The following is a 24,022-nucleotide window of genomic DNA, read 5'->3' on the forward strand; positions in this document are numbered from 1 at the left end:
TTAATTTTTGCTATCATGAAAAAGAGCATTTTATTTCTGGCAGGAGCAATATTATTTTCTGTTACCAGCTTCGCACAACAAAGAGACATGCAGTATTGGCGTCCCTATGATCAGCGAGGAAACAATGTATTTGAATCCGGAAAGGCAGACACTGTAGCCTTCGATGGGGTAAAAGTAAGAATTGGAGGAGCATTTGCTCAACAATTTCAGTCCATTAGTCATGAAAATACAGCCTCAGCAGTTTTGAATGACAATGGAATTAATACCAACCAGTTGATGGACATAGGTTCAGGATTCAATCTTGCTACAGCCAATCTAAATATTGATGTTGCACTAGCTGATGGAATCCGATTGAACTTGATTACTTATTTATCTTCTAGGCACCACCCTGAAACCTGGGTAAAAGGAGGGTATTTGCAATTGGATAAGCTTTCCTTTCTTAATAGCCCTGCTTTTGATAAAATTATGGAGAAAGTGACCATTAAAGTAGGCCATATGGAGGTAAATTATGGCGATTCTCACTTTAGGAGATCTGACAATGGCAATGCTTTTTATAATCCATTTGTGGGAAATTATATTATGGATGCATTTGCTACCGAAATTGGTGCTGAAGTAATTTATCAAAACAATGGTTTCATTGCAGTTGCTTCAATGACAGGTGGAGAAATTCAAGGTGGGATAACCAATCCAGACAGTAGAAAACCATCTTTAATCGGTAAACTAGGCTATGATAAAACCTTAGACAATGAGCTTCGCTTAAGACTTACCGGTTCTATATATACCACTGCTGGATCAATCAACAATACCCTATGGGCCGGAGATAGGTCAGGGTCACGATATTACCTTGTAATGTCCAATACATTAGCCTCTACATCCTCTGATTTTAGAACCGGCCGCTTCAACCCTGGTATGCGAGACAACGTCACAGCAGTGGTCTTGAATCCCTTCATTGCCTATCGGGGCCTAGAGCTATTTGGGAACTTTGAGCAAACAAAAGGTAAAGCATCTAATGAAAGTGAAGACAGAACTTGGAATCAAGTAGGAGTAGATGCAGTTTATCGCTTTGGGGCTAGGGATAACTACTATTTGGCCGGACGTTATAATAAGGCCGGAGGGGAAATGGAAAGTGGAATTGAACCAAGCATTTCTCGAGTACAAGTTGGTGGAGGTTGGTACATTACCAAAAATATTTTGGCAAAACTAGAGTATGTAAATCAAAACTACCAGGACTTTGCATCTACGGATATTCTTAATGGGGGATCTTTTAATGGATTAATGATTGAGGGAGTAATAGGTTTTTAAAAATTTAATAAAGGTAATCATGCGTATCACGTTGCTTTTTGGCTGTTGTTTATTTTTAACCGGGTTGTTTCAAAACAAAGCTTTGGTTATTGATCAAACAGAGATCATTGTTAAGGGCAGAACTACAATAGGAAGTTTTGAATGTAGCTATGAGAGTCAAGACAAACGTGATACGCTACTTTTTGATTTAGACTCATCTGAATTTTCTACACTGGATTTTAATATTCCTATCAGTGATTTTGGATGTGGAAATTTTTTACTGAATAGGGATTTTATGAAAACCCTCAAGGCGGATGTATTTCCAAATTGCTTGGTTTCAGTAAGTAAGTTACGTAGAGGTCCCAACAAACTATATGGAGACATCTACTTGCAGATGGCGGGTAAAGATCACATCTTAAAAGAAGTTGCCTTTCATCATTTAAATGATAAGTTTCAGGGGATACTAAACCTTTCTATGGAAGAGCTTGGACTCAATGCATCCAGCCGATTAGGAGGCTTGGTGAAAATTGAAGAATCCATTGATTTGACCATTAACCTTTATTTATAGCTTTTTTGATTAATTATAATGCTGTTTGAGATAATTTTTAAATAATAACTTTACTGAGTAGGTTTTAGCTTATAAAATATCGTAATTTTATTTACATATTTTTCTTACTGTAAATTAATTTCCTTCTTCTTGGATGCTCAAAACCAATCAAAGTTTAAGCTGAATTTGTCCCTATCTTTTCTATGAGAAATCTGTTATTCTTAGCAATTATCCTATATTTTACTCAATGCAATCATAAAGAATCCCATCCGAGTCCAATTGTTTCTCATGAGGTTATGGAGCAAGTATTTGAAGAGATCAAAACCCCTTTTAAATATGGTGTGGTTTTTCAACATCCGGATACTAGTAAAATGATTGATTCACCAACCATCTTTAGGCAAGATGAAGTATGGTACATGACCTATATTGTTTTTGATGGCCAAGGCTACGAAACATGGTTGGCTGAAAGTGAGGACTTGCTAAACTGGGAATCCAAAGGCAAGATTTTGTCATTCACTCAAGACACCTGGGATGGCAATCAAAAGGCAGGATATGTATCCTTAGTCAATACGGAATGGGGAGGAGATTATAGGGTAGAAAAGTTTAAGGGCCAGTATTGGATGAGTTATCTGGGCGGGAGTTCTGAAGGCTATGAAGCAGGAACATTAAAAATAGGAATGGCCAACTCCACAATATTAACAGAGGCCAAAGAATGGGAAACCAATAATGAGCCTTTATTGTCTCCAGTGGATGATGATGTGCGATGGTTTGAAAACAAAACAATATACAAAAGCCTGGTGATTAGGGACAATGAAAAGCATACGGGACATCCTTTCGTCATGTATTACAATGCCAAAGGAGATACGGCAAACTATGAGAGTATTGGGATGGCAGTTTCAGATGATATGTTGACTTGGAAACGCTTTGGAAATGAGCCGGTCATCAGCAGAGGAAAAGGTATTTGTGGGGATGCCCAAATAGCTAAAATTAATGATTTATACGTCATGTTTTATTTTGGGGCATTCTGGAAACCCGGTGCTTTTGAAAGGTTTGCTTGTTCTTACGATTTAATTAACTGGACGGATTGGGAGGGAGAAGATTTGGTTGCCCCTTCAGAACCATACGATCAAAAATATGCGCATAAGCCATGGGTGATAAAGTGGAATGGCATTGTTTACCACTTTTACAATGCCGTGGGTAGCGAAGGAAGGGTAATTGCCTTGGCCACATCAAAAGGCATTAAAAATAACTAATTAATTAAGGTGAGATTATTCAGGAAATTTGATAGAGCTAAGCTAATTTAGTGAGATCGGACCCTGCTTTTAAGATACCACCATTAATCATAGAGAAGGGTATTTTTGCCGTAGTAAACATGTTATGAAAATGGCTTAGCTGAGACAATGGGCTTTGTTCACTTTCTTTATTTTTTAATTTTAACTAAGGGGGAATACGAATTCGGTTGTCATTAGGTAAACACTAAAAATTTATCTTATGAAACCAGGAGTATTTGGCCTGTTTATTTTCGCCACTTTTTTGATAGTGAATGTAGTTTTCGCACAAAGCCCTAATCAAACGATAAGGGGAGGGTTGTGGATACTGATAGTAAAACGGCCGTTCCATTTGCAAATATCACCATTGACAATTCAAATCCATTAATAGGTGTGACTTCGGACATTGATGGATATTTTAAAATTGAAAATGTAGCCGTAAGTCGCATAACTTTGGTAGTTACCAACTTAGGCTATGAAAGGGTAACAGTACCAAATATTTTACTGATATCCGGTAAAGAAACTGTTTTGAATATTGAGATGAAGGAATCATTTCAACAATTGGACCAAGTGGAAATAAAGGCATTTAAGAGGGGGAGTCCACGAATGAGATGGCGATAAGTTCCACCAAACAGCTCTCCATTGAAGAATCCAAAAGACATGCAGGAGCCATAAGTGATCCTGCCCGCTTGGTGTCTTCATTTGCGGGGATAATCAATGAAGGTTCCGGAAACAATGACATTATTGTGCGTGGAAATAATCCTCGTTTTATACAATGGAGATTGGAGGACATAGAGATCCCCAACCCAAATCATTTTGCCATTGAGGGATTAACAGGAGGCCCCATTAATGCACTGAATAGTCAGATGTTAGCCAATTCAGAATTTTATTCAGGTGCCTTTGCCCCTCAATATGGCAATGCTTTATCTGGTATTTTTGACATGAAACTCCGAAAAGGCAATGATGAAAAACAGGAATATAGTTTTTCACTAGGGGTATTAGGCTTGGATTTTACTGCAGAGGGACCTATCAATAAAAAGAACAAAAGCAGCTATTTGGTAAATTATCGATACTCTACACTATCCTTGTTAGATGATATGGGAATTGTAAGCTTTGGTGGTGTACCCCGGTATCAGGATTTAAGTTTTAAATTCTATTTTCCAACAGAAAATGCTGGAATCTTCACCTTATTTGGATTAGGAGGAGCAAGTAAAATAGGCTTTAATACTACAGATGAGGAAGACGAGGAAATAATATTGGAAGAAGGTTCTCAATACAGCAATCTGGCTGTTACAGGACTCAAACATTTTATTCCTTTGGGAAAGGATACCTATTTAAAATCAATTGTCTCTTATGGCTTTAATGGAAGTAAATTGATTGAACAAAGGCCCTATGAAGAGGAAATATTGAAAGAATTTAATAACACCAGATTGAATAATCAAACAACACGTCTATTATCCACTTTACACCATAAAATTAATTCCAAGCACAATTTTCAGGTTGGATTAATGTATGCTTATACTAACTTTGATTTAGATAATCACTATTTCAGCATACCCCAAAATCTATATCTGAAAGGGCAGGAGAATGAAGGCGCAGCCCATTTTAGTGAGGGTTATTTCAGTTGGAAATGGAGAATTTCAGAGTTTCTTACTGCAGTGAATGGATTCCATCTTTCCAAAAGTAGTTTGAATGAGAAGGTATACATGGAACCCAGATTGGCTTTGAAATACCAATTGGATGAAACTCAGAATATCAATGCCGCTTTTGGTTTACACAGTAAAATGGCATCTTTACCAAACCATTTTGCACTGGTTTACCAACCCAATGGTGATTATTTTATGCCCAATAAAAATTTGGAGCTGTTGCAGGCTTCCCATTATGTATTAGGGTATGAAAATTTATTGAATAGCAACTTGATTTTAAAGGTTGAAGCCTATTATCAGCATTTGAATAATATTCCGGTTGAGGATAAAGTAGGAGTCTCTATTCATTGATTAATCAGGATGATTATTTTGTGGATAAGGCTTTAGTGAATGATGGTGAGGGAAAAAATATTGGTTTGGAAATTACCCTTGAGCGGTATTTTAGCAATCAATATTATTTCTTGCTTACTTCTTCCCTCTATGATTCTAAATACAAGGCAAAAAATGGAGCGTGGAAAAATTCAAGGTACAATGGAAACTATGTAGGCAATTTTCTTTTTGGAAAGGAATTTTCTGTGGGGCGAAAAAATTCTATTGATAAAACCATAGGAATTAATTCAAGAGTTACCCTTTTGGGGGGCAGAAGGTATACTTCTATTGATCTGGAAGAATCCATTAAACAAGAAAAACAAGTGGGAATTGAAGGCCAGTACCTTGGGAATAAGGCTGATGATGTCTTTTACCTTAATATTGCTGTAAGTTACCGTGTGAATAAACAAAAGCTTAGTCATGAGGTCAAATTAGATGTTCAAAATCTGACGAATAACAATACGACAATTGATTATTTCTATAATAATGTTAAAAAGGAAATTGATGAAATACCACAACTTTCTATGTTTCCTGTAATGAGTTATACGGTTCATTTTTAAGTGAATAGATAACCTTTGGATACAAAAAGATGTAATCCTAAGAGAACTTTATTTAGTCACCTTTGTTGCCTCGTAACAAAGGTGACTAAATACCACTAGACCACTTCTAATCTAATAGTTTAGCTTTTATAGGGAATTTCAAACTTTTGTCGATATTCCTAATGACTTCTATGTCGGATTCACCATTGGGTACATAATACCTGAATTTACTTTTATAACTGGCCCCTGGAGCAATATAAAATTCTCCTTCAACCATAGGTGCATATACCCAGTAAGGCATGGTAGGGTGAACTCGAATAGATTGTGGATACCTGAAATTTTCTGGAAACCCAAATATTGTAACTCCGGAAGTTTTCCCCGCGATCTTTCCTGAGGCAGTAACCCAAGAGGCCTTGGTATGGTTGGCATTTTCATTGGTAAATCCTTCTGAGGTTAGTATTTCCCAAGTATTGGTAAAATGTGTGCTGTCTACTTTATTCCATTCCTTGCTTCCTCTGAAACCCATTCCTCCATAATGATATTCTAAAATAAATAGCGTGTCATTACTCGTATTGGTTTGTTCCGATATCAAGTCAAATAGGAAATAATCTTCAGTTGGGTAAACCATGATTGTCCACTTTTCTCCTAGTACTTCTCCATCCTTTAGGCTAATGTGGCGCAAATTACTTTCGATAATTGCTCCACTGTTTCCTGCCTCAGCCTGATTCAAACTTACATGTTCTACTGTACCGGTCTCTGAATGTTGATTCCAGAAATCTACTTTTTCTCCTCTATATTTGGTATTTACCCATGCGTTGAAAATAGCGTGATGATGGGTATGTCCAGCCGGAAATGCGTCTGTAATTATTTGACCTCCGGGACTGTAAAGGGGATGGATCATACCACTTCTTTTGTAATAATCGGGTAAATCACCGGGAGGGTTTGCCACTGCTGTCTGGTATTTTAGCACAGGGATTGATTCTGATAAAACTTCCACTCCCTCTTCTGTTTGAGATATTGTTACCTTTTGTTTGTCAGTATCATTCGCTTTCATCAAACTAAATTCAGCCTTTGTTTCTGCAGTCATATGGTCAATAAAGACCAATAAATCTCCGGAGGGCAAGACTTGTGCGGGATAACTTGTACCATTTTTTTCATTGAGAAGCTGATACTTTTCCTCTTTGGTTAGAGGGACATCTATCTGGATTATTAAGGGGTGATTTTCTCGCAATATTCCATCGGCATCCAATTCGATTTTAAATAATGGTGATGAAGTACAGGAAACAATGCATAAAATAATTAAAGGCAATAGGATTAATCGCAAACTCATGTCTATCGGTATTGTGAAAGTAAATATTAGGAAAATAAATATCGTGAGGAATAGCCATTTATCCTATTTTTATAGTCATAGGATGCGGGGATTTTGATTATGATTGTCGGTACCTATGGAAATTCTGACGTTTTTTGCGTTATTTAGGAATTGTTAAATCCAACCTTACTGATATTCACACTCAGATGAAAATTTATAAGCCATTATTTTTCTTATTCCTTTTTGGACTCATTCAGCCGCTTAGTTTTGCCCAAGAAAACCTTAATTCTTTAGTCCCTTTGGATGAACAAGTAAAGATTGGACATTTGGAAAATGGCTTAACTTATTACATTCAACACAATCCGAAACCGGAAAATAAACTGGAATTGCGATTGGCTCTTAAAGCTGGGGCCATGCAGGAAGATGATAACCAATTGGGCTTGGCCCATTTTGTCGAGCATATGGCTTTCAATGGATCTGAGCATTTTGAAAAAATGAGCTAATCAGTTACCTACAATCCATTGGGGTAGCTTTTGGTAGTGATTTAAATGCCTACACCAGCTTTGATGAGACGGTTTACATGTTGCCAATACCCACTGATGAAGAAGAAAAACTGACCAATGGTTTTCAGGTAATGAGGGATTGGGCCGGTGGGCTTTTATTGAATACAGAAGATATCGATGCCGAACGAGGGATAGTAGTGGAAGAATGGAGAACCGGACAAGGTGTTGGGCAGCGGTTAAGAGATGCTTACCTGCCCGTATTGCTACATGAAAGTCGCTATGCACAACGCATGCCAATAGGTAAAATGGAGATTATTAGAAACGCTGCGGATTCTTTGGTTAGAAAATTTTATAAGGATTGGTACCGCCCGGACTTGATGGCCATTGTGGCCGTGGGTGATGTGCCTACAGAAAAAGTTGAAGGACTTATTAAAACGTATTTTTCTAATTTAAAAAACCGGAAAATGCTCCTGCCCGTGAATATTATGAAGTACCCAGCCATAAAGATAATTTTGTTAAAATTATAACAGATGAAGAGGCACCGGGTATTCAAGTACAATTGTATTATAAGCACAAAGCCAAACCATCAATAAATTACAGTGATTATAAAGGTAGAATCCTTAGAACAATGTTTGGAGGGATGATCACACAACGGTTAGACGAGATAAGGCAGCAAGAAGATGCTCCTTTTATTTTTGCAGGTGCAAGGTATGGCAACCTAGTAAAACCTTTAGACTTTTTACCATCTCAGGTGTCGTTGGCCCTGGAAAACTTAAGGATGGTTTATTGTCTTTTCTTACCGAAAATCAGCGGGTGGTTGACCATGGGTTTACCCAAAGTGAATTGGATAGAGTTAAAAGGTCCTTATTGAATAGTGCTGAAAAATCTTTTAAGGAAATGGACAAAGTTGAGTCCAGAAATTTGGTAGGAAGGTATGTTTCTCATTTCCTTAACCAAAGCTTTGCAGATGGGCCTGAGAACAGGTATAGGTTTTACCAAGAAATCATCCCCCAAATAACACTTGAAGAAGTCAATGAGTTGGCAGATGAATTGATCAGGAATGACAATATTGTGTTGATCGTATCTGCTCCGGAGAAGGACAAAGAGAGCTTACCCAAAGAAAGTGACCTATTGGCGGTCTTGGAAAATGCAACGAGCATTCAAACGAAGCCTTATGAAGAGGATTTGCTAAGAGAAGAATTGATGCTTTCCAAACCCCAGCCAGGAGAGGTAGTGGGTAGGGCATATAATGAGGGGGTCGATGTAACCACGGTGACCTTAGACAATGGAATGAAGGTTTATTTTAAGCCAACCGATTATAAAAATAATGAAATAATTTTTACAGCCAGCAGTAATGGGGGAACGTCTTTGTACCCCTTGGAAGATCATTATAGTGCCAACTATTCCGGGACTGCCATCAATGTTATGGGAATAGGTGATTTTACTCCGTCTCAACTTAAAAAGGTATTGGCAGGAAGAAACGTTCAGGTTACACCAAATATTAGTACGTATTCTGAGCGAATTTCCGGTGCCACCACCCCAGGTGACTTGGAAATGACCCTTCAGCTTATTCATTTATATTTTACATCTCCAAGGATGGATCGATCATTATGGAATGTTTTCATTGCCAACCAAAAAAATCAACTGGAAAGTGCCGGTGTTAATCCTGACTTTCAATTTAATAAACGGGTGAATGAAATAATTAGCAATGGAAACCCAAGAGGTCGGGGCATTTATACTGCAGAACAGTTGGATTCCATAAGTTTGGACAAAAGTTTAGAGATTTACAAAGACAGATTTGCCAATGCAGCAGACTTTAATGTTTTGTTTACAGGTAATATAAATATGGAAGAAGTCCTTCCTTTAATTACTCAATATTTAGGAAGTTTACCGGGTGACCCTTCAAAAAAAGAAAATTTTCTGGATTTAGGTTTGACTCCTCCGCATGACCGGAAGGAAACCATAAAAGTGGGGATGGACGATAAAAGTCAGGTGATTTTATACTTTAGTGGGGAAACCTCCTACGATTTGGCTAAATCCCAGCAACTTTCTTACCTGGGAGAAATCCTAACAATTAAACTAATTGAAACCTTAAGGGAAGAAATTGGAGGTGTCTATGGAGTAGGGGCTAGAGGAAGTTTGAGTAGGGTTCCTAAAGAGAGATTTAATTTTTCCGTTTCCTTTCCATGCGGTCCGGAGTCAGTAGAAAAGTTGACAGCAGCTGTTTGGGAGCAGATTCGTAAAATCCAAGAAGAGGGGCCAAATGAAGCTGATTTAGCAAAAGTCCGCGAAACCAAGAGGCTTGACTTGGAAGAAAATATGAAGAGAAATGGTTATTGGCATGGACAGTTGGTCGCAGCCATAACGAGTGGTTTACCTTTGGACACTGTTTTAGGTGCAGAAGGAAGAGTTCTTGGCGTCACAGCGTCGGAAATAAAAAAGTAGCTAATGAATTTATTCAAAAGCCTCACCTCTTGGAAATTATCAGGTACCCGTCCAATTTTCAAGAGTAGATAATATTATAAAAAGACTGGAACATATATTAATTAACCAAATATTAGTAAGCCCAATGCTCAATTTACTGTTTTATTTTATTTCCCTTTATTTGTCTACACTATTACAGATTTATGTGCCTGAAAGGTTCAATCAAATTGTTGAGCAGGATCTTTTTGTTGCAGGTGAGGGAGGCTATCATACGTATCGAATACCTTCATTGCTTGTTACAGGAAATGGAACTGTTTTGGCTTTCGTAGAGGGTAGAAAATCAGGTCAGGGAGATACAGGAGATATAGATCTTCTAATGAAAAAATCTACCGATGGTGGGAGAACATGGTCTAAACAGGTAGTGATTTGGGACGATGGAGAATCTGTCTGTGGCAATCCTAATCCTGTCTTAGATGAAGTAACCGGAGACATACATTTACTGCTCACCTGGAATAGGGGAGATGACCATGAAGGAGATATTATTACTAAAAAGAGTAAAGATACCAGGAGGGTTTTTGTAATGAAGTCTTCTGACAATGGAGACAGTTGGTCAGCACCAGTGGATATTACGAAAACAACAAAAAATCCATTGTGGGGCTGGTATGCCACTGGTCCCGGTATGGGGATCCAAATCAAGCATGGACCCAATAAGGGTCGCTTGGTAATCCCGGCCAATCACAGTTATGATGACCCCAACGGGGAAGTTAGAGGCGGTCCGTTTGAGTATGGAGCTCATGTAATATTTAGTGACGATCATGGTGTTACCTGGGAATTAGGCGGAAGCATTAGGCCTAAGATGAATGAAAGTCAATTAATAGAAATGGCAGATGGCAAAGGAACACTTTTAATGAACATGCGGTCTTATTATGGTAAAAATAGGAGGGCTTTGTCTGTAAGCAAGGATGGCGGTGAGACTTGGTCTGACCCGGTGGAGGCAACTTCCTTAATTGAACCGGTATGCCAAGCCGCATTTATAAGGTATTCCTGGCCGGATGAAAAAGGAAAAGATTTGGTTTTATTTTCCAATCCGTCAAGCACTAAAAGAGAAAACATGACGATCAAGCTAAGTAAGGATAGTGGTAAAACTTGGATTGCATCTAAGGTTTTGAACCAAGGCCCTTCCGCTTATTCGGCTTTGGCCGCTTTGCCAAATGGAGATATTCTCTGCTTATATGAAAAAGGAGAAAAAAATCCTTACGAAAAGCTAGTGTTGTCACATTTGTCTTTGGATAATCTGCAGTAAAAAGGCAAAAAGTAAAAATCACTTCCCATTTATTGGCAGGGAAGTGGTATTATATTTTAACCTCTGATTTAAAAGAGATTAATAAGTAAATTTTCGTTAGCAAAATTCCATTAATGCCTTTTTCGTGGCCAGATGGAAAATAGTAAAATGTATTATTTAATAAAAAGTTGCTCGATAAAAACAGGCCTTGGAATTTCGATGTTTTTATCGGTCGCTTTAAGCATTCCCGTTTTGTTATCTACATTAAAGATGGCAATATTATCGGTTTCCATATTGGCTACAAAAACAAAATCTCCAATTTCGTCTACTTTAAAATTTCTCGGATGTACACCCCTGAAGGTATATGTCCTTGGGTTTTAAGCAAACCGCTTTCCGGATCGACTTGGTAAACAACTAAATTGTCTTGTCCTCGATTACTCGCATAGAGCCAAAGTCCATCTTTAGAAAAATGAATATCAGCACCTGCATTATAATCGCTATGTAGCTTGTCATTAAGCATGTTGATTCTACCAATTGGGCTCAAGTCACCGTTTGATTTATCCAAGCTGTAAATACTTACAGTGTTGCTTAATTCCTCTAATGAGTAAGCATAAGGAAGGCTGGGGTGGAAAACAAAATGTCTTGGGCCTGATCCCGGAGATGTTTGAAAGATTACTGGATTTTCTTCTACAGTCCCCTTTTTAATATCGACTTTGTATTTCAAAATTTGATCAATCCCTAAGTCCGAAGCATACACCCATTTGCCGTCAGTAGATGGTATCATGGCATGCATGTGAGCTGTTGTTTGGTTGGGGTGAACACTTTTTCCAGTATGTTGGATAAATGAAGTTGCTTCACTAAGCCCCCCATTTTTTAAAACTTTAAATGTAGACAAATTACCTCCTTTATAGTGGGAGAGAAAAACCACATTTCCGGTAGGGTCTACACTAATATGGCAGGGACTAGCCCCCACAGATGAAACGCTGTTGATTTTTGTAAGTTTCCCGGTCTCAGGAGCAATGGAATAAGCTATTACAGTACCTGCTTCATCTTGTTCATTCTTCCCTTCCCTATAGGCAGCATATAAAAATTTCTTATTGGGGTGCAAAGCCAAGAAAGTTGGGCTTTCCTTGTCATGAATGGTTTGAATAATTTGCGTAGTTAAATTTTCTCTGTCAAATTCAAGTACATAAATACCTTTACTATTGTTTTGGCTATAGGTGCCTACATAGATAATTTCTTTGGATGTCTGGGCCATAAGCAAATGGGGATAACTTAATATGCCAAGTAAGCATACAACACTTAGTTGTTTTAAGCACTTGGTAAAGAACAAGTTTTCTATAAAATACTTCATGTTCGAATATACTATAAAACAACAATTATTCAATATTAAATCTAATTCCGGAACCATGACTTAATTAAACCCGGATTTTGGATTCGTGGGAGCCTGTACCATATTTAGGGGAAGTTATGCAATCGCAAGAAAATCAGTCGTTTGTATATTTTTAACATTATACTGCTATGGTGAAATCGAAAGCAGTAACGAAGTAGCTGATTTTGAAGTGATTTCAGCACGTTATAAATTGTTTATTGCATATTTCGGGTTAAAAGTTTGGTTGTCACAATATAATGGGAAAATTGATGACTAAATAATACCAAATAAATAATATAATCGTTTCTAAAATTCTATTAACATTCACCGATAACAGATTTAAAAGGTTGGTTTATTGTAAATGTTGCGCTAGTACCTCTTTGATTTTCTGGAAAACCTCTGAGTTTTCATAAACGCCCCTGAAATTATTGGACATTGGTCCATATGCAAAAATAGGTACCATAATCGCAGTATGGTCCTCCGTTGTAAACTCAAGCTCAACCTTTTGTTCTTTGATATTGCCTTGAGGAAGAGTTACACCACCCGTCTCATGATCTGCAGTAATAATTACCAAAGTTTTCCCATTCTGATCAGCAAATTTTAGTGCTTCTGCGATGGCTTGATCAAAATCGATTCCTTCTTCTATTACAGTTTGACTGTCATTGATATGTCCTCCTGAATCAATGAATGCACCTTCCACCATCAGGAAGAAAGGCTTGTTTTTGCTGGCTAAAAATTGCAAGCCGGCTTTGGTAGCAGTACTCAGGTAACCTTCTCTGCCATTCATTACTTTAGGCAACTCATTTTGAGAAGCAAAAAAGCCAACTTTTTCTGATTTGCTTTTTCCAACTTCTCCAAGGAGCTGCTCAGTTCAAAACCGGCTTTTTTAAGATTTATTGTTTCATCCTGTTCGAATTTCGTGAAGTCATCTTTTCCTCCTCCAATGAACAAATTCAAAGGGCTTTTGACCAAGTCACTTGCTATCTCCTTGGTTAAGTCTCTTTCTGTCCTGTGTGCGTAAAATGCCGCAGGAGTAGCTCCCGTTAAATTGTCTGTTGTCACAATACCTGTTACAAAACCGTGGCTATCCAAAACTTCAGGAAGATTTTCGGCAGGGCTACCGTCCGGAAGGGCTCCAACACTTCTGTTTTTTACCTTATTCCCACTAGCCAAGGCTGTGCCGGCTGCAGCAGAGTCTGTGGTGAAATCATCTTTGGATTGAGTTTTGAGCAGACCAATATTTTTAAGTTGTGTCAACGTCAAGTCATTACCATTTCCATACATGGCGGCAGAAATTTGGGCTAGCCCATTCCCATCGCCTATCAGCAGGATAATATTGTCTACCGGGCCAGCTATACCGTCTTTTTCAAAGGTCGGCTTGTATATATCGCTTAGATGGTTGGTTTGATAAAATCGCTCATCCAGACTAGTTAAATAGGCATTTGCTTCATAGGGTTTATCAGTGTTGATAAAGTCAATACCCAATTCACTAAGAGCCTTCCAAGAAGTTTTGCTGTCTGGAGTGGCCCAGAATCTAAAAGGCCTGTCAAAGGAATGCACTTTATCTACTACATTCTTTATTTTTTCTATATCTTGGTCAACCATCCTTCCTTTTCCATTCCACTGGGAAAAATCCTTGAAACTTAAGCTGAAAAGTTCAATTTTCTCCAAAGGCAGGGCAGTTAAATTGGTTAAGCTTTGGTAATCGAAAAAGACAGGGAAGGGATAGTTATTATAGTCTGTAACTTTTGGTCTATTTCCTGATATTACAATTTTCACAAAAGGGTATTCATGATCCTCCCACAATAATCCATAAGGCTTAATGACTTCCAAAACCTTATCTAGTGTACTGTAAGCTTCTGTTTTAATGTCGACCAATAATTGTAAAGGTTTCTGTGAACCCAAGCCCAGACTTTTGGCTTTAAGTAGTGGATCTAAATAAAGTGAGGTAAGCGTATGTCCTTCTTTGATACTTTCTTTTTCATGTGCCACATATAGGGTGTCACCTTTTAAAATAACATCCGCTTCAATTGAGCTAACTCCATTGGCATAAGCCTCCCAAAATGGGGCATTGTGAAGGTAATCATTGTGACTATGTATCCGTGTTTGTTGGCCATAACTAGGAATGGAAATTAATAGTAATGACAAAATTCCAATTTGGATAATAAAAACAGTTCGTTTAATCGATTGCATGCTAGGTTTGATTTAAAAGAGTATGCAATATTAGAATTATTGCTTTGGATTTAAATTAGAAATCCACATTAAATTTATATTAAGTGGCCGTTTTTTAAGGAAACAAGACAATAACAGGTTTTCATAGGAAATGTAAATCTTTTTTGGATAAATCTTCACTTTGGTATAAAACTTGTTAACTCTAGGGTATAACATCAAAAGAAAAGGATGTTAAGTTTTTAAATTTTAAACCATATTTAAGACATTATGAAATCAGCGAAAATAATTTTAGGAACATTGGCAGGAGTAGCAATAGGCGTACAAATTGGATTGTTGATTGCTCCGGAGAAAGGGAAGACTACCCGCAAGAAGCTGTCTAAAAAAGGTGAAGGATACTTAAAGGAAGTCAACAGTCAATTTGATCATTTGGTCAAAGGAGTAAATGAAAAGTTGGATAAAATGAATAAAAATATCGTTGCCGTAGCTGAAGAAACCAAGACCAAAGGAAAAAATATGCTTGCAGAAGCAAAAGATAAAACCAAGTAATAATTTTTTTGTTACTAGGCCAATGAAGTTCATTGGCCTTTTTTTATCAAAAATTAAATTATTATGAGTTTAGAAAATAAAACTGCTTTTATTACGGGAGGAAATACGGGTATCGGGTATGGAATTGCCCAAGCTTTGATTGCAGAAGGAGTGAATGTAGCCATCACAAGTAGGTCTCTGCAAAGAGCAGAGGAGGCCGCAAAAAAATTAAGGATTCCGTTTCATCCAAAGGAGAAATAATGGCCTTGGAGTTGGATGTTAAAAATTTTGAGGCTCAGAAAGAGGCCGTTAGCAAAGTTGTTGAAAAATGGGGAAAGCTGGATTTTTTTATAGCAAATGCGGGCGTAGGGCATTTTGCGCCTATTCAGGAACTCAGTACAGAACACTGGCAGGATACCATTGATACGAATCTAACAGGTGTTTTTTACGGAATCAAAGCTTCTGTCGAAGCATTAAAGGCCACAGAGGGATTTTTCTTGACCATATCAAGTCTTGCAGGTACTAACTTTTTTGCGGGAGGTGCTGCCTACAATGCCAGTAAATTTGGATTGACAGGTTTTACTCAAGCTGTGATGTTGGATTTAAGGAATGAAGGAATCAGGGTTAGTACCATCATGCCGGGTTCAGTTGCCACCGGATTTAATGATCATCAAGTTGATGAAAAAGATGCCTGGAAAATTCAGAAAGAAGACATTGGAGAAATTGTGGTGGGTTTATTTAAATTGGATGCCAGAACTTTACCTAGTAAAATAGAAGTTAGACCTTCCAAAACAGCAAAGGGATAATTATTGACATTCCTTTGCGCAATGAAATGAATTGATAGAACATCATTTTTAGATCTTTAAAAAACCGGCTATTTAATTTAAATGGCCGGTTTTTTTATGAGGGCTAAGTTTTTTGTGTTCCGTTCATGAAAAACCTCTGATTATCGAAAGGTTATTGATTGTGTTTTAAGTGTTTGTAAATTAGTTTTTTATACGATGTTTTTCCAGTAATAAATTTTTAGGTTGTTGGTCTAATTGGCCACTAAAATGCAATTCATATAAATTCCACCTTACCTTTTTAAAATTTTTAGTAAATTGTTTGATTAGATTTAATAATTGAATGTATTATCTCAAAAAAGTCAATATTATAATTAAGTATTACAATACAATTTATGGACACATCTATTAAAAGAAGAGAATTTATGGGAAAAGCTGCACTCGCCGGGATTGGTCTGGGGCTGGCAACATCTACCCTTGCCTTTGGCACCGCATCTGTTAAAAGGAATAAGAAGGTAGGTATTATAGGATTAGATACTTCACATAGTGTAGCCTTTGCCAAAGCTTTTAATGCTTCTGATGCTGCACCTGATTTGGGTGGCTATAAGATAGTAGCGGCTTATCCTCATGGTAGTAAGGATATCAAAACTTCTGTAGAAAGAATTCCTGGATACATTGAAGATGTTAAGAAGCTTGGGGTTGAGATCGTGGACTCTATAGCCTCACTTTTAGACATAGTGGATGTTGTTTTGTTGGAAACAAATGATGGTAGGCTTCATTTGGAGCAGGCATTGGAAGTTTTTAAATCCGGAAAGACTGTATTTATTGACAAGCCGATAGCTGCCTCCTTGCCGGATGCTATTGCCATATTTGATGCGGCCAAAAAATACAATGTTCCTGTTTTTTCCAGTAGTTCCTTGAGGTATATGGAGAATGCTGTAGCTGTAAGAAATGGCGAAATTGGTGAAGTTTATGGTGCGGATGCATTTAGTCCGGCTAAATATGAAGCTACTCACCCGGATTTGTTTTGGTATGGGATTCATGGTGTTGAAACCTTGTATGGATTGATGGGCGCGGGCTGTAAAACCGTTCAGAGGACCTATACAGAAGGAGCAGATGTTGTAGTTGGAACTTGGGAAGGTGGTAAAATTGGAACATTTAGAGGGACCAGGACCGGAAAGAGTGGCTATGGTGGAAGAGCTTTTGGAGAAAAAGGCATCCTAGATATGGGAGGATATGGAGGCTACCGACCATTATTGGTTGAGATTGCTAAATTCTTTGACAGTGGCAAGTCGCCCATAAGTGATGAAGAAACGATTGAAATTTTTGCTTTTATGCAAGCAGCGGACGAAAGCAAGAAAATGAACGGTCAAGCTGTTTCTTTGGAAGCTGTTTTGGCAAAAGGTAAAAGAGAAGCATTAAAAATAAAAATTTAAATAATCTATAATATGAAAAATAGTAGAAGAACCTTTGTAAAGAAGGCAATCGCTGGCGCCACCTTCGCTACGGTAGGAGGAATGCTACCTGCGATGTCCGCAAAGAGTTATGGTAAGATTATTGGTGCAAATGATCGTATCAATGCAGCAAGTATGGGAGTTGTCAGCAGGGGACATGCTGTTGGAACAAACTTTGCCAGCCAAAAACAGTGTGATGTAATTTATAGCTGTGATGTTGATATAAGAGCTGCTGAAAAATTTGCAGGATCTATCAATGAGATTCAAGGAAGAAGTCCAAAAATTGAGAAAGACGTAAGAAAAGTTCTTGAAGACAAAGATGTTGATGCTTTGATCGTTACAGCTCCTGATCACTGGCATGCTCCAGCGGCAATTTTGGGCTTGAAAGCAGGAAAACATGTATATGTTGAAAAACCTTGTGCGCACAATCCACACGAAGGTGAATTGCTAATGCAGGCACAAAAAAAATACAATAAAGTAGTTCAGGTGGGTAACCAAAGACGTTCTTGGCCTAATGTAATTAAAGGTATTGAGGAACTTCACAACGGGGTTATCGGAAGACCTTATATGGCAAAAACTTGGTACGCAAACAACAGAGCGCCCATCGGTAACGGTAACCAAGTTCCTGTTCCGGAATGGTTGGACTTTGAATTATGGCAAGGCCCTGCCCCAAGAGAAGCTTACAGAGACAATTTAATTCATTACAATTGGCATTGGTTTTGGAACTGGGGAACAGGGGAAGCGCTAAACAATGGTACCCATATGGTGGATTTGGCCCGCTGGGGTTTACAGGTTAAATACCCAAATAAAGTAAACTCTTCAGGTGGAAGATATAGGTATGATGACGATTGGCAAACACCGGATACGCAGATTATCAATATGGAGTTTGACAATAAATCCATGATCACTTGGGAAGGTAGGAGCTGTAATGGAAAGCAAATCGAAAAAGGTAGTGTAGGTACATTATTTTATGGTGAAGATGGTAGCCTTTTAATAGAAGGTGGAAATTCCTACAAGATTTTCAACCTTAAAAATGAATTGGTAAAAGAAGTGACAAACGACATGGTAATAGATCCAACCAATAGGTCTAACCCTGCACAAGCTTTGGATGCTTTGCATATCCAAAACTTCTTTGATGGTATCACCAATGGAATTGAGGTTAGATCTGAAATTGTAGGAGCTCACCAAAGTACACTATTGTTACAATTAGGAAATATCTCTCAAAGGATTGGAAGAACATTACACGTTGATTCTTCCAACGGTAAAATAAAATACGATCCTAAAGCAATGGAACTTTGGAAGAGAGAGTACGAACCGGGTTGGGAACCAACAGTTTAATACTTTATCTCTATATTATTAATTAGGCCAAACCCATCTGGTTTGGCCTTTTTCCAATCAATCAACAAAATTTTCTTACATGGAATTAAGTACCATTGACCTGATCGTAATCGGGCTATTCTTTTTACTGATGCTACTCATTGGCGTATGGTCCTATTTTAGGAACAATGATGCTGAGGATTATTTCGTTGCAGGAGGTAAACTTCCTTGGTGGCTGTCGGGGATATCCCACCACGTATCAGGTTACAGTGGGGCCGTTTTTGTGGCCTATGCAGGCTTGGCTTATACTCACGGGTTTTCTTTATACATCTGGTGGGCACTGGGTATAGGTTTGTCTGTTGTTATTTCTGCAAAAATTTTCCCTGTATTTTGGGTACGCTTAAGGAAAAGGTTCAAAATCCAGTCTCCCTTGGAATTTCTAGCCAACCGATATAACCTAGCCACCCAGCAATTAATGGCATGGAGTGGGGTAATTTTGAAGTTATTTGATATTGGAGCCAAATGGGCGGCAATAGCTATATTACTGAATGTATTCACTGGAATTTCATTGACCTATGGTATTTTGATTTCAGGTGGCATCTCCTTGCTTTACATTACCTTTGGAGGTTTGTGGGCAGTAATTATTACCGATTTTGCTCAGTTTATTGTTCAGATCATTGCAGGTCTTGTTATGTTCTATGTGGTAATCGAGAAACTAGGTGGTATTGAAAGTGTATTTACCGTATGGGATCAATTACCGGAAGGTAATGGAGATCCATTTAATGAGCCCTATACGGTGGGTTTTGCCCTTTTGTTTTTGTTTATCAATTTTCTGTCTTACAATGGTGGGCAGTGGAATTTGGCTACCAGATACATCTCTTCCCCTTCAGAGCAAGAAGCTACAAAAGCAGCGCGATTATCCGGTATCCTATACATTATCTGGCCATTGATATTGTTCTTTCCAATGTGGGCAGCTCCCGTGATCCTTCCGGATCTGGAAGACCCAACACAGTCATATGGGATTTTGACAATGGAATTGTTGCCTGTAGGCTTAATAGGACTGGTAATCGCCTCTCTTTTTGCCAATACAATGTCTATGACTTCTTCTGATATCAACACGATTTCAGCAGTAATTACCAGAGACATTTTACCTGCGGTAAATAAAAAATTCAGGGATGGAAAAACCTCTTTATTGACGGCAAGAATTACTACTTTCCTATTTACCCTTGGAACAATCCTTGTCGCTCTTCAATTTGAGAAATTTGGAGGAGTTTTGGGATTAATTATAAGTTGGTTTGGTGCCTTGGTAGGTCCTATTGCTGTTCCAATGTTATTCGGTTTGATTCCATGGTTCAAATCGTGTGGCCCAAAAGCCGCTATTGGATCAATTCTAGTTGGACTTTTAGCTTTTGTGATTACCAAAAATGTAGATGTTGGAAGTCTGGCACTCGAAATAGGTTTGCCGGTAATTTGCTCTACGATTACTTATATACTGATTGGCTTTATTGAGCGAGACAATGTGCCTGAAAAGGTAAAGCAAATGCTTGAAGACGTTTCTCACGAATAGAAGCAAAAAGTTTAAGCTATTAATAAAAAAAGGGACCACTTCGTTAAAGTGATCCCTTTTTTATAGCTGATTTGTTATCATTGAAACGTGCCGCCCAAAGGGTAATTCCGGTCACGTCAAAGCATTTAATACTTATAACTGAGCTGCTACACGCTTAAAATAGGCAATGCTTTCTTCCACATCAGGAAGATTATTCTCCCAATTGTGCTCGTATTCAGCAGAAAATGCTCCTTCAAAACCTTGTCGATGCAATTCGTGAAGTACACCAGCTACATTACTTGTGCCTGTTCCCCATGGCAAATCATGAGCATCTCTAACACCAAATTTGTTTAAATCTTTTATATGAAGGCTGATAATTCTACCTTCTAATTGTTTAAGGCAATCTACAGGATTGAGGCCCGACCTTACCCAGTGGCCAATATCTGCACATACACCCATTAATTCTGATCTTCCTTCTAGCATTCTGGAAGCAACCTCTGGATGCCAATAATAAGAAGGTACCGGATGGTTGTGTAAAGCAAGTTTAATTTGGTATTCCTCGCAAAGCTTTTCAATTTGGTCAAATTGGTTAGGCTTTGACTCTGAAGTGAGTATTCCTATTCCTAGTTCTTTGGCAAAATCAAATAATTTGGGCAAATCCTCATCACTGGCATTGACTACGCCATAAGCTACGGCTTCTATATCGTATTTGTTTAATAAGGCTTTGATTTTTGCTTTACCATTAGCAGTTATACTTGTAAAATCAGTGGTTTCATTGCCGGATTTACTAATTTTTTGACCGGGATACATTTCTACGTATTTTACTCCTATACTGTTAAGCTTTTCTAATGTTTCTTCAAGAGAAAAAAGTCTGAAAGTGTAGGCTTGACTGCCCACTTTCCACCCTTTAGGCATCCCTTCCTGGGCCTGAATATGGAAGGATAGCATAAGAAAAAGGGATAATAGGCCTAATTTGAATGATTTATTGTTCATAAGAGACAGGTTTGGTTAGTTTTTGAATAATATTTACCAAAACTACTTGATTTTAGTGAGAGAATGAAATCTATATTTAGTGACGAACAATACCCTCCTCATGATAAGAATTAATGAATTATTAATTGAAAGTGAATCAGGCGGTACGCACTTGCTTTGTATATTTGATCAGAAAAGTGATTTTGTTTAAATAATCCAATTGCCCGATGAGGAGTCTGATATTCCTGTTTGTCTTATTAAATTTACTCTGTTACCAATTGTCCGCTCTGAGCCAAACTTTGAAGAACGAGAATAATTTTGAGTTAATAGCCCATAGAGGAGGAGTAGTAAACAAACAAATTCCTGAAAACAGTTTGAAGGCCTTAAATGAGGCAATCAATCGGGGGTATTATATGGTAGAGGTGGATGTGAGGTTGACCAAAGATGGGGTGTTAATTACACATCACGACAAAGACTTTAAAAGGTATTATGGGGAGGACCGGCTCGTAACAACCATGACCTGGGAAGAAATTCAGGGACTAACAGGTGATTTGGGGCAAAAGGTCTTGAAGTTAGAAACTGTCTTGGCTCATTGTGAAGGAAAAATTCAAGTGATGATAGACAACAAAATCCAAGGATTTGAAAAAGAAGCTTTCGATGAAATCATCAACTTGCTTGATCGGTATGGATTAAGGGGCAAAGCTTTAATGATTGGTACTGAGGCTTCTACGGAATATTTTACCGGAAAGATCAAATTAAGCTGCTCTATAGATCAATTGAAAGAGAATGTCAAAAGAAAGGATTTTAATCCCAATAACTATTACCTGTTTTCCAGTGCGATCCCTTCAGCAGATTTTAATTGGGCCAAGGAGCACACATTTATGGTGGTGGGCGCTGTGAATACATGGGCCTATGCGCACAAGAAGAAGGAAACTCCAGAAGAAACCATAGAAAAGCTTAAACAAGTGGGAGTTACCTTTTTTCAAATTGATTCAATATATGAAACCTTTTTTTAATTGGTTACCTTCTTGGCTATAAAATCAGGGTTTAAAGTTTCAGGTATGGGAGCATTTGTACTTTCCCTCCAATTTTCGAGTAAAGTTAACAGTTCCTTGGCTTTGTCCGGCCTGTCATTCACTAGATTATTACTTTCCGAAATGTCTTCCTTAAGGTTATACAGTTCTATATCATTGTTCTCAAAATATTGGATGAGTTTCCAATTTCCATATCGAATAGCAGAACCGGGTCGTGTTCTGAACACCGGATCCTGACTCTCCGCATTGCCACCTTCAAGGTAAATGGGGAAATGCCAAAAAAACGGCCTTTTGGGAAGATTTTTGCCAGCGGTCAACAAGGGGAGTAAGCTAATTCCATCCAAATTTTTATTTTCCGGTTTTTCAATACCCGCCAATTCCAGAAGGGTTGGAAAAATGTCAAGGTTGGTAATCGGCACCTCGGATACCTGTCCGGGACGTATCCTGCCAGGCCAAACAGCAAATGCAGGTATTCTAATCCCCCTTCATAATAAGAACCTTTTCCTGCCCTCAAGGGTCTTTGTTTGGTAACTTTATAAAGGCCACCATTGTCGGTAACAAAAAAGATAAAGGTGTTTTCAAACAACTTTTTTCCTGCAATAAATCAATTAGGCGACCAATATTCCGGTCTAAATTCTCCACCATGGTAGCATATTTAGCATCGCTTTGACCGTTTGAAGGTGATTTACCAAGGTATTTGTCCAGCAAGCCGGTCACCGGTTGGATAGGTGTATGTACTGCGTAAGGGGAATAATTGAGGAAAAATTGTTGTTCTTGATTGTTGGCTATGAAATCGAGTGTTTTGTCCATTACCAGGTCTGTCAGGTAATCATCGCTTGTAGACTGAATACTTGGTACATTTTTGTAAGGAGGATAATAGCTACCAGGATTCCCTGCATCAGAGCCACCGATATTTATATCAAATCCTCGGGTCAAAGGATCCTTGCTGATGTGCCATTTTCCCGAATGGCAAGTGATGTAACCATTTTGTTGCAGTAATTCTGAGAATAATAGGTGATGGTCAGCAATGGTTGGAATATTGACAGTTGGAACAAGCTTTCGGTTTTCAGATTTCCCTCTATCGGAATTTGCCACTGTATATACGCCATGGCGGGGCGTGTTTTCACCACTCATCATACAAGCCCTGCTAGGAGCACAATTGGCCGCTGCAGCATAGGCTTGATTAAAAATCACTCCTTTTGATGCCAAAAGGTCCAGGTTGGGGGTTTCATAGAATTGACTGCCCATAAAACCTGTATCTCTCCATCCCATGTCATCTACGTTGATCAAGATTATATTTGGAAGGGTATTTTTAGATGCTGCTTCTCTTTGATAGCCAAAAATATTTAGTGAAATGAATAGCAAAAAGAAGGATAGGGTCATTTCTTTTTTTTTGGATAGGTTTACAATTTGTAAAGTAAAGGGCCAAGATTAATGTAGTTGCTAAAAGAAGTTAAATATTGGTATAATCACTGATTTTCTAACATACCGATATTCCTTTTCTGCTATCTTAGAACGAGGTTAAATCTAGGAGTTATTTTTAGTAATTATTGTGTCAACACAAATTTAATAGAAGGATAGCTAAATAATAGCAAAGTTTTTCAATTGACTAAAGCACCAATAAAACAAATAGCAGCACGTAGAAATGGCCCTTCACACAGGGTATTCACCCTATTAAAG

At 38.1% G+C, this 24,022-nt stretch carries 22 protein-coding genes and 2 pseudogenes; 17 read left to right on the forward strand and 7 right to left on the reverse strand.

The window, feature by feature from the left end; translation table 11 throughout:
• The first annotated feature begins 15 nt into the window (after nt 1-15).
• From WG932_RS01970 to WG932_RS01995, 6 genes are all read left to right on the forward strand, one after another.
• Nucleotides 16-1,302: a hypothetical protein gene (locus WG932_RS01970; protein WP_014021795.1), complete on the forward strand. Its 1,287-nt coding sequence runs from the start codon at nt 16-18 to the stop codon at nt 1,300-1,302.
• Nucleotides 1,303-1,321: 19 nt separating this feature from the next.
• Nucleotides 1,322-1,849, forward strand: coding sequence for a hypothetical protein (locus WG932_RS01975; protein WP_149392417.1), 528 nt, complete (start codon nt 1,322-1,324; stop codon nt 1,847-1,849).
• A 275-nt stretch (nt 1,850-2,124) separates the two neighbouring features.
• Complete coding sequence (locus WG932_RS01980; protein WP_483086756.1) at nt 2,125-3,081, forward strand: glycoside hydrolase family protein; 957 nt, start codon at nt 2,125-2,127, stop codon at nt 3,079-3,081.
• 336 nt (nt 3,082-3,417) lie between these two features.
• Complete coding sequence (locus WG932_RS01985) at nt 3,418-3,717, forward strand: carboxypeptidase-like regulatory domain-containing protein (protein ID WP_483086757.1); 300 nt, start codon at nt 3,418-3,420, stop codon at nt 3,715-3,717.
• A complete protein-coding gene (locus WG932_RS01990; RefSeq protein WP_483086758.1) occupies nt 3,708-5,093 on the forward strand; it encodes a TonB-dependent receptor plug domain-containing protein in 1,386 nt (461 codons plus the stop codon). The genes WG932_RS01985 and WG932_RS01990 overlap by 10 nt, the downstream gene beginning before the upstream one ends.
• A 20-nt stretch (nt 5,094-5,113) precedes the next feature.
• Nucleotides 5,114-5,671, forward strand: a complete 558-nt coding sequence (locus WG932_RS01995) for a hypothetical protein (protein ID WP_483086759.1) — start codon at nt 5,114-5,116, stop codon at nt 5,669-5,671.
• Between the two features lie 106 nt (nt 5,672-5,777).
• On the opposite strand, the gene WG932_RS02000 is transcribed toward WG932_RS01995, so the two are convergent.
• On the reverse strand, nt 5,778-6,980 hold the full coding sequence (locus WG932_RS02000) for a DUF6807 domain-containing protein (protein ID WP_483086760.1): 1,203 nt from the start codon (nt 6,978-6,980) through the stop codon (nt 5,778-5,780).
• A 185-nt stretch (nt 6,981-7,165) separates the two neighbouring features.
• Between WG932_RS02000 and WG932_RS02005 the strand changes: the two genes are divergently transcribed.
• The 5 genes from WG932_RS02005 to WG932_RS02025 all read left to right on the forward strand — a co-directional run bounded on the left by WG932_RS02005 (nt 7,166) and on the right by WG932_RS02025 (nt 11,189).
• Nucleotides 7,166-7,462, forward strand: coding sequence for an insulinase family protein (locus tag WG932_RS02005; RefSeq protein ID WP_483086761.1), 297 nt, complete (start codon nt 7,166-7,168; stop codon nt 7,460-7,462).
• 17 nt (nt 7,463-7,479) lie between these two features.
• A complete protein-coding gene (locus WG932_RS02010; RefSeq protein ID WP_483088551.1) occupies nt 7,480-7,989 on the forward strand; it encodes a M16 family metallopeptidase in 510 nt (169 codons plus the stop codon).
• 32 nt (nt 7,990-8,021) lie between these two features.
• Entirely contained in the window at nt 8,022-8,333 is a 312-nt protein-coding gene (locus WG932_RS02015; RefSeq protein ID WP_483086762.1) for a hypothetical protein, read from the forward strand.
• Entirely contained in the window at nt 8,306-9,907 is a 1,602-nt protein-coding gene (locus WG932_RS02020) for a M16 family metallopeptidase (RefSeq protein WP_483086763.1), read from the forward strand. The genes WG932_RS02015 and WG932_RS02020 overlap by 28 nt, the downstream gene beginning before the upstream one ends.
• Before the next feature lie 160 nt (nt 9,908-10,067).
• Nucleotides 10,068-11,189: a sialidase family protein gene (locus tag WG932_RS02025; RefSeq protein ID WP_483086764.1), complete on the forward strand. Its 1,122-nt coding sequence runs from the start codon at nt 10,068-10,070 to the stop codon at nt 11,187-11,189.
• A 152-nt stretch (nt 11,190-11,341) separates the two neighbouring features.
• On the opposite strand, the pseudogene WG932_RS02030 reads toward WG932_RS02025, so the two are convergent.
• The 3 genes and pseudogenes from WG932_RS02030 to WG932_RS02040 form a co-directional block, all read right to left on the reverse strand.
• Nucleotides 11,342-12,579, reverse strand: a pseudogene (locus tag WG932_RS02030) (lactonase family protein).
• 313 nt (nt 12,580-12,892) lie between these two features.
• Nucleotides 12,893-13,327, reverse strand: a complete 435-nt coding sequence (locus WG932_RS02035) for an alkaline phosphatase (protein WP_483086765.1) — start codon at nt 13,325-13,327, stop codon at nt 12,893-12,895.
• Nucleotides 13,327-14,688: an alkaline phosphatase gene (locus tag WG932_RS02040; protein WP_483086766.1), complete on the reverse strand. Its 1,362-nt coding sequence runs from the start codon at nt 14,686-14,688 to the stop codon at nt 13,327-13,329. Before WG932_RS02040 ends, WG932_RS02035 begins: the two co-directional genes overlap by 1 nt.
• A gap of 291 nt (nt 14,689-14,979) precedes the next feature.
• On the opposite strand from WG932_RS02040, the gene WG932_RS02045 reads away from it, so the two are divergent.
• The 5 genes and pseudogenes from WG932_RS02045 to WG932_RS02065 all read left to right on the forward strand — a co-directional run bounded on the left by WG932_RS02045 (nt 14,980) and on the right by WG932_RS02065 (nt 20,357).
• Complete coding sequence (locus tag WG932_RS02045) at nt 14,980-15,258, forward strand: YtxH domain-containing protein (protein ID WP_014021804.1); 279 nt, start codon at nt 14,980-14,982, stop codon at nt 15,256-15,258.
• Between the two features lie 63 nt (nt 15,259-15,321).
• Nucleotides 15,322-16,043: pseudogene (locus WG932_RS02050) on the forward strand (SDR family oxidoreductase).
• A 371-nt stretch (nt 16,044-16,414) separates the two neighbouring features.
• Nucleotides 16,415-17,455, forward strand: coding sequence for a Gfo/Idh/MocA family protein (locus WG932_RS02055; protein ID WP_483086767.1), 1,041 nt, complete (start codon nt 16,415-16,417; stop codon nt 17,453-17,455).
• A gap of 12 nt (nt 17,456-17,467) precedes the next feature.
• Nucleotides 17,468-18,811, forward strand: coding sequence for a Gfo/Idh/MocA family protein (locus WG932_RS02060; RefSeq protein WP_483086768.1), 1,344 nt, complete (start codon nt 17,468-17,470; stop codon nt 18,809-18,811).
• A 79-nt stretch (nt 18,812-18,890) separates the two neighbouring features.
• Nucleotides 18,891-20,357 (forward strand): sodium:solute symporter family protein, encoded by a 1,467-nt coding sequence (locus WG932_RS02065; RefSeq protein ID WP_014021808.1) that lies wholly within the window; start codon nt 18,891-18,893, stop codon nt 20,355-20,357.
• 132 nt (nt 20,358-20,489) lie between these two features.
• Here the strand turns inward: WG932_RS02065 and WG932_RS02070 are convergent, their stop codons facing one another.
• On the reverse strand, nt 20,490-21,329 hold the full coding sequence (locus WG932_RS02070) for a sugar phosphate isomerase/epimerase family protein (RefSeq protein WP_483086769.1): 840 nt from the start codon (nt 21,327-21,329) through the stop codon (nt 20,490-20,492).
• A 278-nt stretch (nt 21,330-21,607) separates the two neighbouring features.
• Here WG932_RS02070 and WG932_RS02075 point away from each other — a divergent pair, with 278 nt between their 5' ends.
• On the forward strand, nt 21,608-22,324 hold the full coding sequence (locus WG932_RS02075; RefSeq protein ID WP_483086770.1) for a glycerophosphodiester phosphodiesterase family protein: 717 nt from the start codon (nt 21,608-21,610) through the stop codon (nt 22,322-22,324).
• On the opposite strand, the gene WG932_RS02080 is transcribed toward WG932_RS02075, so the two are convergent.
• Nucleotides 22,321-22,761: a sulfatase/phosphatase domain-containing protein gene (locus tag WG932_RS02080; protein WP_483086771.1), complete on the reverse strand. Its 441-nt coding sequence runs from the start codon at nt 22,759-22,761 to the stop codon at nt 22,321-22,323. The two genes, WG932_RS02075 and WG932_RS02080, sit on opposite strands and share 4 nt — an antisense overlap.
• A gap of 91 nt (nt 22,762-22,852) precedes the next feature.
• Nucleotides 22,853-23,725, reverse strand: a complete 873-nt coding sequence (locus tag WG932_RS02085; RefSeq protein ID WP_483086772.1) for a sulfatase-like hydrolase/transferase — start codon at nt 23,723-23,725, stop codon at nt 22,853-22,855.
• Between the last annotated feature and the right edge of the window lie 297 nt (nt 23,726-24,022).

It is taken from the genome of Cyclobacterium sp. SOCE241, from assembly GCF_056867545.1.